This is a genomic window from Acinetobacter sp. WCHAc060042, from assembly GCF_003231195.1.
In the GTDB taxonomy this organism is placed as follows: domain Bacteria; phylum Pseudomonadota; class Gammaproteobacteria; order Pseudomonadales; family Moraxellaceae; genus Acinetobacter.
On the sequence record NZ_QKVN01000015.1, the window covers coordinates 56,324 to 68,661 of the forward strand.

The 12,338-nt window shown below is 42.0% G+C and carries 14 protein-coding genes; all 14 read left to right on the forward strand.

Translation table 11 applies throughout. The features are described from left to right. The first annotated feature begins 32 nt into the window (after positions 1–32). The 14 genes from DPG01_RS08325 (at position 33) to DPG01_RS08390 (ending at position 12,337) form a co-directional block, all read left to right on the forward strand. Positions 33–578: a hypothetical protein gene (locus tag DPG01_RS08325; RefSeq protein WP_110974765.1), complete on the forward strand. Its 546-nt coding sequence runs from the start codon at positions 33–35 to the stop codon at positions 576–578. 8 nt (positions 579–586) lie between these two features. Then, entirely contained in the window at positions 587–2,149 is a 1,563-nt protein-coding gene (locus DPG01_RS08330) for a phage portal protein (protein ID WP_110974766.1), read from the forward strand. Further along, entirely contained in the window at positions 2,149–4,137 is a 1,989-nt protein-coding gene (locus tag DPG01_RS08335) for a phage major capsid protein (protein WP_110974767.1), read from the forward strand. Before DPG01_RS08330 ends, DPG01_RS08335 begins: the two co-directional genes overlap by 1 nt. A 51-nt stretch (positions 4,138–4,188) precedes the next feature. After that, the gene (locus tag DPG01_RS08340) at positions 4,189–4,479 is read left to right on the forward strand and encodes a hypothetical protein (protein WP_110974768.1); all 291 of its coding nucleotides are present in this window, start codon (positions 4,189–4,191) and stop codon (positions 4,477–4,479) included. A gap of 5 nt (positions 4,480–4,484) precedes the next feature. Continuing rightward, positions 4,485–4,808, forward strand: coding sequence for a head-tail joining protein (locus DPG01_RS08345; RefSeq protein ID WP_110974769.1), 324 nt, complete (start codon positions 4,485–4,487; stop codon positions 4,806–4,808). Next, on the forward strand, positions 4,805–5,314 hold the full coding sequence (locus tag DPG01_RS08350) for a phage tail protein (protein WP_110974770.1): 510 nt from the start codon (positions 4,805–4,807) through the stop codon (positions 5,312–5,314). The genes DPG01_RS08345 and DPG01_RS08350 overlap by 4 nt, the downstream gene beginning before the upstream one ends. Beyond that, complete coding sequence (locus DPG01_RS08355) at positions 5,299–5,877, forward strand: hypothetical protein (protein ID WP_110974771.1); 579 nt, start codon at positions 5,299–5,301, stop codon at positions 5,875–5,877. Before DPG01_RS08350 ends, DPG01_RS08355 begins: the two co-directional genes overlap by 16 nt. Then, the gene (locus DPG01_RS08360; RefSeq protein ID WP_110974772.1) at positions 5,874–6,398 is read left to right on the forward strand and encodes a phage baseplate assembly protein V; all 525 of its coding nucleotides are present in this window, start codon (positions 5,874–5,876) and stop codon (positions 6,396–6,398) included. The genes DPG01_RS08355 and DPG01_RS08360 overlap by 4 nt, the downstream gene beginning before the upstream one ends. After that, entirely contained in the window at positions 6,398–6,736 is a 339-nt protein-coding gene (locus DPG01_RS08365) for a GPW/gp25 family protein (RefSeq protein WP_087011070.1), read from the forward strand. Before DPG01_RS08360 ends, DPG01_RS08365 begins: the two co-directional genes overlap by 1 nt. Then, the gene (locus DPG01_RS08370; RefSeq protein ID WP_110974773.1) at positions 6,733–7,650 is read left to right on the forward strand and encodes a baseplate assembly protein; all 918 of its coding nucleotides are present in this window, start codon (positions 6,733–6,735) and stop codon (positions 7,648–7,650) included. Before DPG01_RS08365 ends, DPG01_RS08370 begins: the two co-directional genes overlap by 4 nt. Beyond that, the gene (locus tag DPG01_RS08375) at positions 7,647–8,177 is read left to right on the forward strand and encodes a phage tail protein I (protein WP_110974774.1); all 531 of its coding nucleotides are present in this window, start codon (positions 7,647–7,649) and stop codon (positions 8,175–8,177) included. Before DPG01_RS08370 ends, DPG01_RS08375 begins: the two co-directional genes overlap by 4 nt. Continuing rightward, a complete protein-coding gene (locus tag DPG01_RS18905; protein ID WP_228156978.1) occupies positions 8,174–10,609 on the forward strand; it encodes a phage tail protein in 2,436 nt (811 codons plus the stop codon). Before DPG01_RS08375 ends, DPG01_RS18905 begins: the two co-directional genes overlap by 4 nt. After that, positions 10,609–11,067 (forward strand): hypothetical protein, encoded by a 459-nt coding sequence (locus tag DPG01_RS08385; RefSeq protein WP_110974775.1) that lies wholly within the window; start codon positions 10,609–10,611, stop codon positions 11,065–11,067. The genes DPG01_RS18905 and DPG01_RS08385 overlap by 1 nt, the downstream gene beginning before the upstream one ends. Before the next feature lie 76 nt (positions 11,068–11,143). Then, entirely contained in the window at positions 11,144–12,337 is a 1,194-nt protein-coding gene (locus DPG01_RS08390) for a phage tail sheath subtilisin-like domain-containing protein (RefSeq protein WP_110974776.1), read from the forward strand. The last annotated feature ends 1 nt before the right edge of the window (position 12,338 follow it).

Below are 12,338 nucleotides of genomic sequence, written 5' to 3' on the forward strand. Positions count from 1 at the left end.
AAGAAAAAGCGCATTTTTGGTTAGAAAAATACATGAGTGGTCAATTGTTTCCCAACCAAATCAAAGCGGGTACGACGTTTAAATTTAATCTGAATCTAACTGCGTACCCTGCATCTGATTGGACGATTTATGCATATCTACGTGGTGCAAGTGCAATTGATCTGCAGTCTACAGCGCAGGGAAATATGCATGTATTCAACGTGCCAGCAAATATCTCAAAAGACTATAAAGCTGGTCATTACGGTTTCTCACTTCGTGCAGTGAATTCTGACACGGGTGAGGTAGTAGAACTTGAATCAGGTGTGATTGAGATTAAAGCGGATCTTGCATCTATTACAGAAAATGCCGATTTGAGAAGCCATGCGCAAAAAACTTTAACGGCATTAGAAGCGGTCATTGAAGGTCGTGCCAGCTTAGACCAAGAGCGCTATCGCATTAATAACCGTGAGCTATACCGCACTCCAATGGAGACTTTGATTCGATTGCGTAATCAATACCGCGCTGAAGTTGCTCGTGAGCAGGCGAAAGCATCAGGTAAAAGCCTGTTTAGTCGTGTCGTACGGGTTAAATTGGGGTAATCGCTTGAATGAATATTTTTAAACGCCAAATTGCTGAAGTTCCGAATGTCACGCAGATAAACCCTGTATTAGATGAGTCAGTCGTAAAAAGAGGGAGTCGAGTTTTTCGCAATGCTGTTCGTTGGTTTAAAGCAGGTGTGAGTGATCGTTTAACCTCAGCTTGGCCATCGACACCAATACCCGCAGATTTAATCGTAGAGCGATACCAGCGAACCCTTGTTGCACGTAGTCGGGAGCAATGCGCCAATAATGATTATGGACGAAATTATTTACGCTTAACCCATCAAAATATCGTTGGTCCACAAGGTGTAACGCTTCAGGCTCAGATCCGCAATGCGCAGGGGAAATTAGACAATAAACTGTGTGATGCGGTTGAGCAGGAATGGTCGAATTGGAATAAGAAAAACCACTGCGATATCCAGGGCAAAAAGTCATGGCGTTCTATTCAGCGTTCTTGTGTGATTTCGGCGGCGAAAGATGGTGAATTCTTTGTGCGGATTATCCGTGGTGTTGATGCGGGGAGTTATGGTTTTGCTCTACAAATGATTGATGCTCAGCGCTGCCCAATTATGTATAGCGCAAAACTCTCAGGTGGTCGTTTCATTCGTCAGGGCATCGAATTTAATGCATTTGGGCGTCCGATCGCATACTACTTTGATAGTGACTCAGAAGAAGAAAAACAATACCGATTTGGCTCTGGGAACTATATCCGTGTACCTGCTGAACAAGTCATCCATGGTTATTTAGAAGAAATTGTTGGGCAAAAGCGTGGGATGCCTTGGACGGCTACCAGTCTATTTCGTATGAAACAACTCTCAGAGTTTGAAGATTCAGCGATTGTGAATGCGCGTGTCTCTGCCAACAAAATGGGTTTTATTCAGTGGAAGGACGGCTTTGGTCCCAAGTTTGAAGACGACGATGAAATCCAAATTGAATCACAAGCCGGTGAATTTCCAATGTTACCTGAAGGAGCTGAGCTCAAAGAGTGGTCTCCCAATTATCCAACAGGTGAATTTCTACCTTTCCATAAAGCCATGCTGCGCTCAATGGCCGCAGGTATGGGGGTGCTCTATAACAACTTAGCCTCAGACCTTGAGGGCGTGAATTTTTCCAGTATTCGCCAGGGAACTTTAGATGAGCGTGAGCATTGGAAAGAACTTCAACAATGGTTGATTGAAGCTTTAGTCGAGCCTGTCTATTACGCATGGCTGGAATATGCCTTGCTCAAGGGATTAATTAAGAAAGGTAATGTGCCATTGAAAGCTGTAGATATTGAGCGCTATACGCAAGTCACTTGGCAGCCACGCCGTTGGGCTTGGATTGATCCATCTGCCGATGTAACAGCTGCAGAAAAATCGAAGAACAATATGCTGACGTCTGCAGGAGCCATTATTCGTGAACAAGGTAAGGATCCACAAACCGTATGGTCTGAAATAGCCCGCGATACTCGCGCCATGATTGATGAATTAGTGGCTCAAGGCATCAGTAAAGATACAGCAGAAGAAATGATCTTGGCCAGTATGGGACGGAAACAAACTGCAGCGGTCGGACGACCTAAAGAGGGCATGTAATGAAATTTTTGAAAACTGATTTGGCAATGGCTTTAGCAGGTATGACGTTTACCCGAGATGCTTCTCAAACAATGCCTTTACCTGATTTTAATAAAGACAAACTGGTTCGTAACTATGTCGTTGATGATTTCAAAGTGGACATGGAAAAGCGAACGGTCGAGCTTTCCTTTTCAAGTGAAACAGAGGTAGGCCGTTGGTTTGGTGTTGAAATTCTGGATCATAGCCAAGGGGCAATTGATTTCTCTCGCTTGAATACCCGTGCGCCGTTCTTAATGGATCATAACTCTCGTGATCAAGTGGGTGTGGTTGAAAATGCTTGGTTAGATCATTCTCAGCGTAAAGGACGTGCATTGGTTCGCTTGAGTAAATCCGCACGTGGTGAGGAAATCCTACAAGACATTGATGATCTGATTCGGACCAATATCAGCGTTGGTTACACCATCCAAAAAGCCATTCTGAAAGAGCAACGCAAAGAAGAAGATATCTATCTGATTACAGAGTGGCAGCCCTATGAAATTTCTCTCGTATCTATTCCTGCAGATACAAATGTAGGGGTTGGTCGTTCCGCAATTGTGAATAATGAAAATAACGCTGACGTTCCACAAAATGAGCCTATAGCAATTATTCCAGCGAATCAGCAAAGAGCAAATCGTATGAATTGGGACTACTTTACAGATAAAGACGGTAATCAAGTCCGTCAGCGTGTCAATGAAAATGGTGAGCGTTATGGCGACATTGAAATGGTACGTGCAGTAGGTGATACAGCCGAACGTGGTGCAGAAGCAGAGCGTAAGCGTGTCAGCGAATTAATGCAGTTAGGTGAGCGTTTTGGCGCGAGTGATTTAGTACGTCAGTACATTGATGAAAATAAGTCACCAGCCGATCTGCAAAACGCAATTTTAGAGCGTATGCATGACAATCAGGGTAAACCTATTACTGAGCAGCCAAAAAGCAACAATGCCAATATCGGTCTTACGGGGGATGAAGCACGTTCATTTAGTTTAATGCGTGCGGTACGTGCCATGTTGCCAAATGCCACTCAAGCAGACCGTGAAGCAGCAGCATTTGAGCTTGAATGTTCAGAAGCGGCACAAAAGGCCTATGGTCGTTCAGCTCAAGGAATTTTAGTACCTGCAGATGTGCTGAGTCGCGTATTTGAAGTGGGTACTTCTCAAAATGGTGCAACTTTGGTTGGAACCGACCACCGTTCCGATATGTTCATCGAAATGCTACGTAATCGCTCAACCATTATGAGTTTAGGTTTCATTATGGATGGATTGGTAGGTGATGCCGAAATTCCAAAGCAAACAGGTGGTGCAACTGCCTATTGGCTGGGTGAGGAGGAGGACGTTCCTGCATCTAGTCCTGCAACAGGTCAATTAAAACTAAGCCCTAAAACGGTGGGTGGTCGTGTTGAGATCAGCCGTAAGCTCATGCAGCAAAGTTCACCCGCTGCGGAACAATTAGTCTGGAATGATTTAAACCGTGCTTTGGCTTTGAAAATTGATAAAGCGGCTTATTACGGTACAGGCGGAGATAACCAGCCACTAGGTTTAAAAAATATCTCAGGTGTAAACGCGGTGAGCTTTGGAGCCCTTAATCCGACCTTTGCTGAAATGGTGGCGATGGAATCTGAAATTGCTTCAGACAATGCCGATGTCGATCGTATGTCCTATGTGATTAATGCAGCCATGCGTGGTCATTTCAAAACAGCACCACGAATGGGAGCGGGGACAGAAAGCACGATTTGGGAACCAGGTAATACCGTGAATGGTTATCGAACTGAGGTCACCAATCAAATTGAAGCGGGTGACGTGTTCTTCGGCAACTTTGCAGATTTGATCATTGCGATGTGGGGCGGTTTGGATCTCACGATTGATCCTTATTCGTTAAGTGCTAAAGGCGGTTTACGCATTGTGGGCTTCCAAGATGTGGATTTTGTTTTACGTAACACTGAGTCCATTTGCTACGGCAAGAAAACTGTCTAATTGAAGAGCCACTGCAGTGGCTTATCTTTCCATTTTTGTGAGCATATATCCATGAAAACAACTGTCGTAATTGCTTTAACTTCTGCCGTCGTAATTGAAGGTGAAATTCGTAAAAAAGGTGATGAGGTCGAAGTTCCACATGCTTTAGCACAAGATCTGTTACGCCGTGGTCGTGGCACCTTGGTTGAGAGCGAGGATGAAGATCAGGAAGTAGATTTGGCTACTTTGACAAAGGCACAGCTCATTGAATTTGCTTTACATGAATATGAAATTGAGCTTGATGCTTCACTCACCAAAGATAAATTGATTGAAGCGATTCAAGCTGCTGCAGAAGCCGAGTAAAGCCTATGCCAAGTTGGGAAAATTTGGATGTGTTTCTTCAGACGGATTCTCTTGGTGGATTTGCCATAACAGCCATTTTGCAGTTTGATGACGGCTCAGAGGATAAATCCATTGCAGGAATCTTTGATGAACCGTATTTAAATGCTCAACTTGGTGAATATGAAGTAGATGATGCTCAGCCTCGATTTACTTGTAAATCAGCAGATGTAATAGGTGTAAAACGGGGTGATTTATTGCTGCTCGAAGATGGTCGTAAATTTTATGTTATGACCTATCCACAGCAAGATGGCACAGGTCTTTCGATACTTAAGCTTGAAGCTAACGAATGATTTCACTCGATATAAGTGCCCAGGGCATTGAGGCCATCATTGCTGAGTTAGAACCGACTGAAAAGCAAGTAAACGCAGCATTGAGTCGTACCCTAAATCGAATGTCCAAGTGGGTACAAACCAGAACGGTTAAAGGATTAAGTACTGAATTACAGGTGATTCAAAAGGTCATGCGTAGAAGAATGCGAAAAACAAGCATTCAGAAAACAAGTACAGGCTGGACGATCAAGCTTTGGTACGGGTTGAATGGGATTTCCTTGATTCACTTAAATGCTAGAGAAACCAAGAAAGGCGTTACAGCAGGAAAGCATAAAAGAGATGGTGCTTTTATTGCAAAAGGGCAAGTGTTTAAGCGATCTGGGAGGGGGCGATTGCCGATTGAGAAACAGACACTCGAAATCAAAGCAAAAGCAGATTCGTATCTAGAAGATCAAGCCTTTTCAAGTGGATATCAAGATCAGTTTTTCAAAACTTTGGAGCATGAGTTGAAATGGCAAATGCGATAGCAGGTGTGGATTTAGGTCAATTACATGATGTGATTGAAGCCAAATTTAGAGCGCAATTTCCAGTTTTTCAATTGGTTCAGTTTTATCGTGATGAAGAGGAACGTAAAGCGCCAACGGCAAAAGAACTGCCAGCGCTGCTCCTTGAGCTTACCAGTTTTGATATTGATGAACAGGGTGATCAAGGCACAGAACAACTGCCTTTGATTGCCCGATTTGAAGCACGAATTATTGATACGTTTAATCAACGTAGAGCCAAGATTAATGTCCGAAAACTAGCGGTAGGTTTGGCTCTCTATATTTTCAAGAATAAGCACTTTACCCAACTTGGGAAATTTGGTGTTGGAAGCAGTTCACTGGGAGACATTTCAGAAGATGGATTTTTTCCTGAGCTTGATCGTTTTGAGGTATGGCGCGTGGACTTCTCTACTCAAATTTTAGTCGGTGAAAATGTATGGGCTGAATCAGGAATTACACCTTCTCCTGTTTTTAGTTATTCGCCTGAAATTGGTTTAGGTCATGAAGATAACTACCAAGAGCTTCCTTTAAATCAGGAGATTCCATGAGTTATGCACTAGCACAAATGGACAGGATCCTTGCGAATTTAATCCGTTTTGGTCGAATTCATGCTGTTGATTTGGATGCGGGTACAGCAACAGTCGATTTTGATGGTGAGCTTGTTTCGGACTTAGAGTGGGCGAAAGATCGAGCAGGTGAGGATCGCTCATGGAATGGTGGTTATTCCAAAGGTGAGCAGGTTTTAGTGCTCTCACCATCAGGTGATCTGTCTCAAGGCGTAATTGCTTTTGCTTTATCTCAAACTGCCTTCCCTAATGCGGGCACTACTGAAAATCCAAAGCATATTTATGCGGATGGCACTGTGGTTGAGTATGACAAAGCCAGTCATACCTTAAATATTGATTTATCAGGCAGTGGCGGGAAAGTTTTTATTAATGGTGGTTTGGTCGTTGATGGTCTTGTTGAATTTAACGGATCTGATGTAAAGCACAAAGGCAAAAGCATTGGGGGAGCTCATACGCACAAAGGTGTGCAATCGGGTAACTCCAGTACGGGAGGGGTCAATTAATGGGTATGAATGTACTTAATGGCAGATCCTTAACTGGTCTTGATCATTTAAAACAATCCATTGCGGATATTTTAAATACGCCAATTGGTTCACGTGTGATGCGCCGTGATTATGGCTCTAAGTTATTTTCTCTAATTGATGCCCCACTAAATCGTGGCACATTGGTAGATATTTATGCGGCCACTGCTGAAGCACTAATGAAATGGGAAGATCGCTTGCTTGTCAGTGCAGTTGATATTACCAGTGCACAGCTGGGTCAGATCACTTTAAAAATCACAGGTAAATATGTTTTAGACGGCAAAACCGTTCAGTTAGATGGAATAGTGGTGAGCTCATGAGTACTGTTGATTTTTCTCAACTACCACCGCCAAGTCTGATTAGCGAATTAAGTTTTGAGACGATTTTTGAAACAAGGAAAGCAAATTTTATTGCTCTCTTTGATGCGGAAAAGCAAGATGAAATTCGAGAAACTCTTATGCGCGAGTCAGAACCAGTTACTAAGCTTTTGCAAGAAAATGCCTACTTAGAATTACTTTACACTGCGAAGTGTAATTCTGATGCACGCTCATTGTTACTGGCTTATGCAGAAAAAGCAGACTTGGAACATTTAGCATTAACCGAATATGGTTTAGTCCGACTTTTAGTCACACCTGCTGATAATACAGTTATCCCACCAATTGATGCAGTCTATGAGTCAGATGAGCGTTTGCGGGAACGTTGCTTGTTGTCTTTTGATGGAATGAATACAGCTGGGTCAGCCAATGCTTATCGTTATTTTTCCCTATCAGCGGATGGTCGGGTTGATGGTATTAAGGTTCGTTCAGATGAAGTTAATCCATATCTACTCGATATTGTCATTACACAGGTAGATAGTTTAAATGGTGAAGCATCAGAAGAGTTAGTTTTAGCCGTCCAGAAAGCCTTAGATCCTGATCAAGTACGTCCAGTCTGTGATAGGCCAACGGTTAAATCGAGTATAGCGACTAATTATCAAATTGAAGCCCAGCTATACGTTGGAAAAAATGCTGAGGATGCCTTGTTGCTTGAGGCTGCAAATATCCGTTTAGATAAATATATTAAAAATGCCCAAAAGAATGGGGAAAGTATTTATAGATCTGCCATTTTTGCAGCTCTACATGTAGATGGCATTCAGCGTGTTGTTATTACGTCACCAGAAAATGATCTGATTATGGATGGTTATCATCACCCATTTTGTACTGATAAAACGATTGGTATTGGAGTTGCTGAGTGAATAGTTTATTACCTCCAAATGCCAGCGAATTGGAACGTAAAATTGCTCAAGTGGGGAAAGCAGCGTTTGACCTTACTTCAATCCGGGTGATTAAAGATATAGATGCTGTTCCATCTCAATTTCTGCCATTTATCGCATGGCAAAAATCAGTGGATTACTGGGATGAGAACTGGCAGGAATCATTAAAAAGAGATGTGATTAGGAATTCTCGTGTTCAACATCGAATTAAGGGAACAGCTGCAGCAATTAAACGAGCATTAGAGCCCTTTGGTTATGAAGTAAAGTTGATTGAATGGTTTCAAGTTGAGCCTAATTTAATACCAGGTACTTTTAATCTGGAACTTGATCTTATCGGTAAAAGCTTAAATCAAGAAGTTTATAACGAGATTAATCGGCTTGTTTCCGATGCAAAAGCTGCTTCAAGACATTTAACAAATCTGACGATTACAACAAATCCTATTTTAACCGTTTGCAATATTCTTGCACATCAAACAGCGTTTACTTTTTCTAGCGAGCCAAGAGCATGAGCGATTATTTTAACGTCACAACTAATGTTGGCGATGCGGCAATTGCTACTGCGATTGTTAATAATACAAAACTGAATATCACCCATATCGCATTTGGTGATGGTAATGGTTCAGTTCCAACACCAACCAAAACAAGATCAACGTTGGTGAAGGAAGTTCACCGCCAAGCTGTTACTAAATATACAAAGCACCCAACCATTGCAAATTACATTGTGATTGAGACCATTATTCCCTCAAATATTGGTGGGTTTTGGATTCGTGAAATGGGAATTATTGCTGATAATGTGCTTATCTCACATGGTTCGCATGCACCATTTTTCAAAGTTGCAGATCCTGATGGAGTAAGTGAATATCGACTCAAGTTTACTCAAAACGTTCGTGATGGAAATGTAGTCGAAATTTTTCTGGACGAATCATTAATCTATGCGAGTCAGGCATGGGTCAATGAAAATTACATTCGTAGAAATGAATTGGTCGATAACCTCACCACCAATGATTCAACCAAGCCCGTGTCAGCTCGCCAAGCCAAAATTTTACAAGAGTCAAAGGTACAACTTGATAATTCACCGACATCTCAAGGCGCTTTCGTTTCTTGGAATAAAAGTGAAGGACAAGGGGAAACAGACTTTATTAACCATCGTGGTTTAGGCGCTGGCGGGTTCCGTTTTTACAATGGTGACAACGATAAATTTAATTTAATTGCATATATTGATGGTAGCGGTACATTCACTCCATTAAATGGCATGAGTGGTAATGCTTCAACAGCAACCCAACTTAAAACCGCACGAAAGATTAACAATATTGAATTTGATGGCTCAAAAGACATCACCATTAAAGATGACACCAAGCTACCTTTATCGGGCGGGGAAATTACAGGCGACTTAGCCATTGGTGGCACCATCACTGTTTCAAATGTTGGTGATCAAACGGGTGCATTTAAGAAACTGATTCAAGCTTACACCACAACAGATGGCGGGTACTTGGCTGTAGGTAACACCGGGCAAGACAGAGGTTTTGTTGAAATCGGGACCACAGATGACAATGATGCCGAGATCTATGCAACCCAACGAGATGCATCAAGCAACATAATCCGTAGAGCAATATTATTGGATGGTGTCGGTAATACATCTTTTCCTGAACATGTATATGCCAAAACATTCAATGGTGGTTTGAATGGTAATTCATCTACAACAAGCAAATTACAAACGGCTCGAGACGTTAGCTTTTCAGGTGCAGCGACAGGTTCATTCAATTTTGATGGCTCTGCCAATGCATCCTGCATTCTCACCTTAGCCAATTCAGGTGTGGTGGCAAGTACTTATGGATCAACCCTAAAAATTCCTGTGCTTACGGTCAATGCCAAAGGTCTTATTACAGGGGTGTCAGAACAGAACATTCCAATGGTTGACGACTTAACCACCGATGATGGAACTAAACCCCTGTCAGCCCGACAAGGTAAAAAATTACAGGATGAAAAGTTTCCACTCACTGGAGGCACTTTAAATGGAAGTATGAGAGCCATTACGCTTTGTGCAAATGGTCAAGCGGATTACACACCATCACAACAGGGGGCGTATTTATCTTGGAATAGAACCAGTGGATTGGGTAAAACTGACTTTATTAACCATAAAGGAGGTGGCGGTGGTGGCTTCGATTGGTGGAATGGCAATCAAGACAGTTACACTTCATTGATGAATCTAGATCCGAATGGTGTTTTGTATTCACTCGGTGGTTTTGCTGGAAATGCGAATACTGCAACCAAGTTAAAGACACCGAGAACTATTTTTGGTCAGACATTTGATGGTTCAGATCATGTGAGTGGGACGGTGACAGCCTCAACAGGCCTCGTACAATCCGATGAATATCACTATATAGATATGGGCCGTAATGGTCTTGATCGGATGAATTTTTATAGTTATGGGGCTACATATAATTTCGTAGATACACAGAATGGGAATATCGTTGCACGTTTGACATCTACAGGGATCGACTGTAATTCAGCCACGACAACCAAACTCAAGACATCTCGGAACATTGCTTTATCTGGTGCTGTTTCAGGTAATGCAGATTTTGATGGCTCAGGCAATATCACGATAAATACACAGTTGAAAGAAAATACGGCTGTCGCACGTGCCTATGTCAATTTCAGTGTATCAGGTGGTGTTGTCAGCATTCATAAATCCATGAACATCGTCAGCGTAGTGAGAAACTCAAGTGGTGTATTTACCCTAACATTTGCGAATGCACTGGATGATGCGGAGTATGTATGGGCAGGATCTGCTTATCATCCATCAACTACAAAAATTCCAGTTGCAGTAAATGGCTCTAGCGACTTAGTTAAATCAACAACCCAATTACAAGTTCTCACAACTTATGCATCTTCAAGTACTGGCACGATAGATGCTGGTCAAGTATCTGTGGTGGTATTCTAATGATCGTAATTATTTATGAAAATGAAGATAAGTCTTTGTCAGTGATGACAACAGTTGAAGCTCTAACGCTTGATTCAGATGTATCCCAATATATTTCCAATGAACGGTATGTATTGATCGAGAGTGAAGAAATTAGCGATATTGATGCATGTGTTTTTGATGATGAGTTGAATATTATTATTGATGCGGATCGAGCTACGATATTAAAAAGACAACAGCTTTCTTCGCTCACTCGTCGTCAGTTTAAATTGGCATTACTTGAAAATGGGCTGTTGGAAACTATCGAGCAGATGATTGGTGCAATTGAGGATCCAACCCTCAAAAGCCGAATTCAGATTGAATACAGCGAGTCTGAACGTTTTGAACGGACCAATGATTCAGTGCAATACATGCTTGGCGTACTTAATTTGAGTTCAGAACAAGTGGACGACATTTGGCTTTATGCGATGACGTTGTAAAGTACAATACTGAATAATGAAAAGTACTGAGTAAATCGCAAAAATGAACCAAAATCTTAAACTGAGATTGTGGTTCATGAGCGATATTTTTTTACATGGGATTCAAAACGTCACGGTAGATGATGGTTCACGTCCTATTACTACAGTTCGAAGTTCGACCATTGGGATTATTGGATCGGCTCCCAATGCTGATCCTTTAATTTTTCCTTTGAATAAACCTGTACTGATTGCAGGCTCTCGACTCGAAGCAGCTAAACTTGGTGAGGCTGGCACTTTACCTCAAGCTATTGATTCTATTTTTGATCAAATTGGCGCTGTGCTGGTCGTAGTTCGTATTGAAGAGGGTGAAACAGATACAGTAACTTTGGCCAACGTTTTGGGTGGTGTTGATTCAAACACGGGGACTTATGAAGGGGTGCATGCTTTCTTAGCCGCAGAAAACATTGTTGGTTTCGTACCTAAAATTTTAATTGCACCAGGATATACGCATACACGCACTGCAGCAGTTGGCCAGACTCCCGCGACTTCGAATCCAGTCGTTGCTGAACTAAACGGTATTGCTGAACGATTAAAAGCAGTCATTATTGCTGATGGTCCAAATACAAATGATGTAGATGCAATTGCATATTCAAAAGACTTTGGTTCTAAGCGTGTATTCCTGGTTGATCCTAAAGTTTTAAAAACAGTTGATGGCGAAACATCACAAGAATGGGCGAGTGCCTGTGTCGCTGGTCTGATTGCTAAATCGGATAATGAGCGTGGTTGGTGGTGGTCACCATCAAATCAAGAAATTAACGGCATTATTGGGACATCCCGAGCCATTGATTTTGCAATGGGTGATGCTAGTTGTCGTGCAAATTTACTGAATGAAAACAACGTTGCCACGATTATTCGGCAAAATGGCTATCGCCTTTGGGGAAATCGGACACTTTCAAGTGATCAAAAATGGGCATTCCTGTGTGTTGTCCGTACAGCAGATATGATTGATGAGTCATTAAAAGCTGCACATTTATGGGCTGTCGATCGTGGTATTACTAAAACCTATGTTTCTGATGTGGTTGAAGGCGTAAATGCATACTTACGTTACTTAACCAATATTGGTGCGGTTTTAGGTGGGTCTTGCTGGGCAGATCCTGATTTAAATACAGCGGACCAGATTACTCAAGGTAAAGTGTATTTTGATTTTGACTTCACACCTGTGTATCCAGCAGAACATATCATTTTCCGTTCTCATCTGGTCAATGACTATATCAAAGAGATTTTTTCTTAAG

What these genes read in the sequence shown, in the direction of transcription:
- DPG01_RS08340 (WP_110974768.1), top strand. Translation starts at nt 4,189, where the DNA reads ATGAAAACAACTGTCGTAATTGCTTTAACTTCTGCCGTCGTAATTGAA.
- DPG01_RS08365 (WP_087011070.1), top strand. Translation starts at nt 6,398, where the DNA reads ATGGGTATGAATGTACTTAATGGCAGATCCTTAACTGGTCTTGATCAT.
- DPG01_RS08335 (WP_110974767.1), top strand. Translation starts at nt 2,149, where the DNA reads ATGAAATTTTTGAAAACTGATTTGGCAATGGCTTTAGCAGGTATGACG.
- DPG01_RS08385 (WP_110974775.1), top strand. Translation starts at nt 10,609, where the DNA reads ATGATCGTAATTATTTATGAAAATGAAGATAAGTCTTTGTCAGTGATG.
- DPG01_RS08390 (WP_110974776.1), top strand. Translation starts at nt 11,144, where the DNA reads ATGAGCGATATTTTTTTACATGGGATTCAAAACGTCACGGTAGATGAT.
- DPG01_RS08345 (WP_110974769.1), top strand. Translation starts at nt 4,485, where the DNA reads ATGCCAAGTTGGGAAAATTTGGATGTGTTTCTTCAGACGGATTCTCTT.
- DPG01_RS08355 (WP_110974771.1), top strand. Translation starts at nt 5,299, where the DNA reads ATGGCAAATGCGATAGCAGGTGTGGATTTAGGTCAATTACATGATGTG.
- DPG01_RS08360 (WP_110974772.1), top strand. Translation starts at nt 5,874, where the DNA reads ATGAGTTATGCACTAGCACAAATGGACAGGATCCTTGCGAATTTAATC.
- DPG01_RS18905 (WP_228156978.1), top strand. Translation starts at nt 8,174, where the DNA reads ATGAGCGATTATTTTAACGTCACAACTAATGTTGGCGATGCGGCAATT.
- DPG01_RS08350 (WP_110974770.1), top strand. Translation starts at nt 4,805, where the DNA reads ATGATTTCACTCGATATAAGTGCCCAGGGCATTGAGGCCATCATTGCT.
- DPG01_RS08330 (WP_110974766.1), top strand. Translation starts at nt 587, where the DNA reads ATGAATATTTTTAAACGCCAAATTGCTGAAGTTCCGAATGTCACGCAG.
- DPG01_RS08370 (WP_110974773.1), top strand. Translation starts at nt 6,733, where the DNA reads ATGAGTACTGTTGATTTTTCTCAACTACCACCGCCAAGTCTGATTAGC.
- DPG01_RS08325 (WP_110974765.1), top strand. Translation starts at nt 33, where the DNA reads ATGAGTGGTCAATTGTTTCCCAACCAAATCAAAGCGGGTACGACGTTT.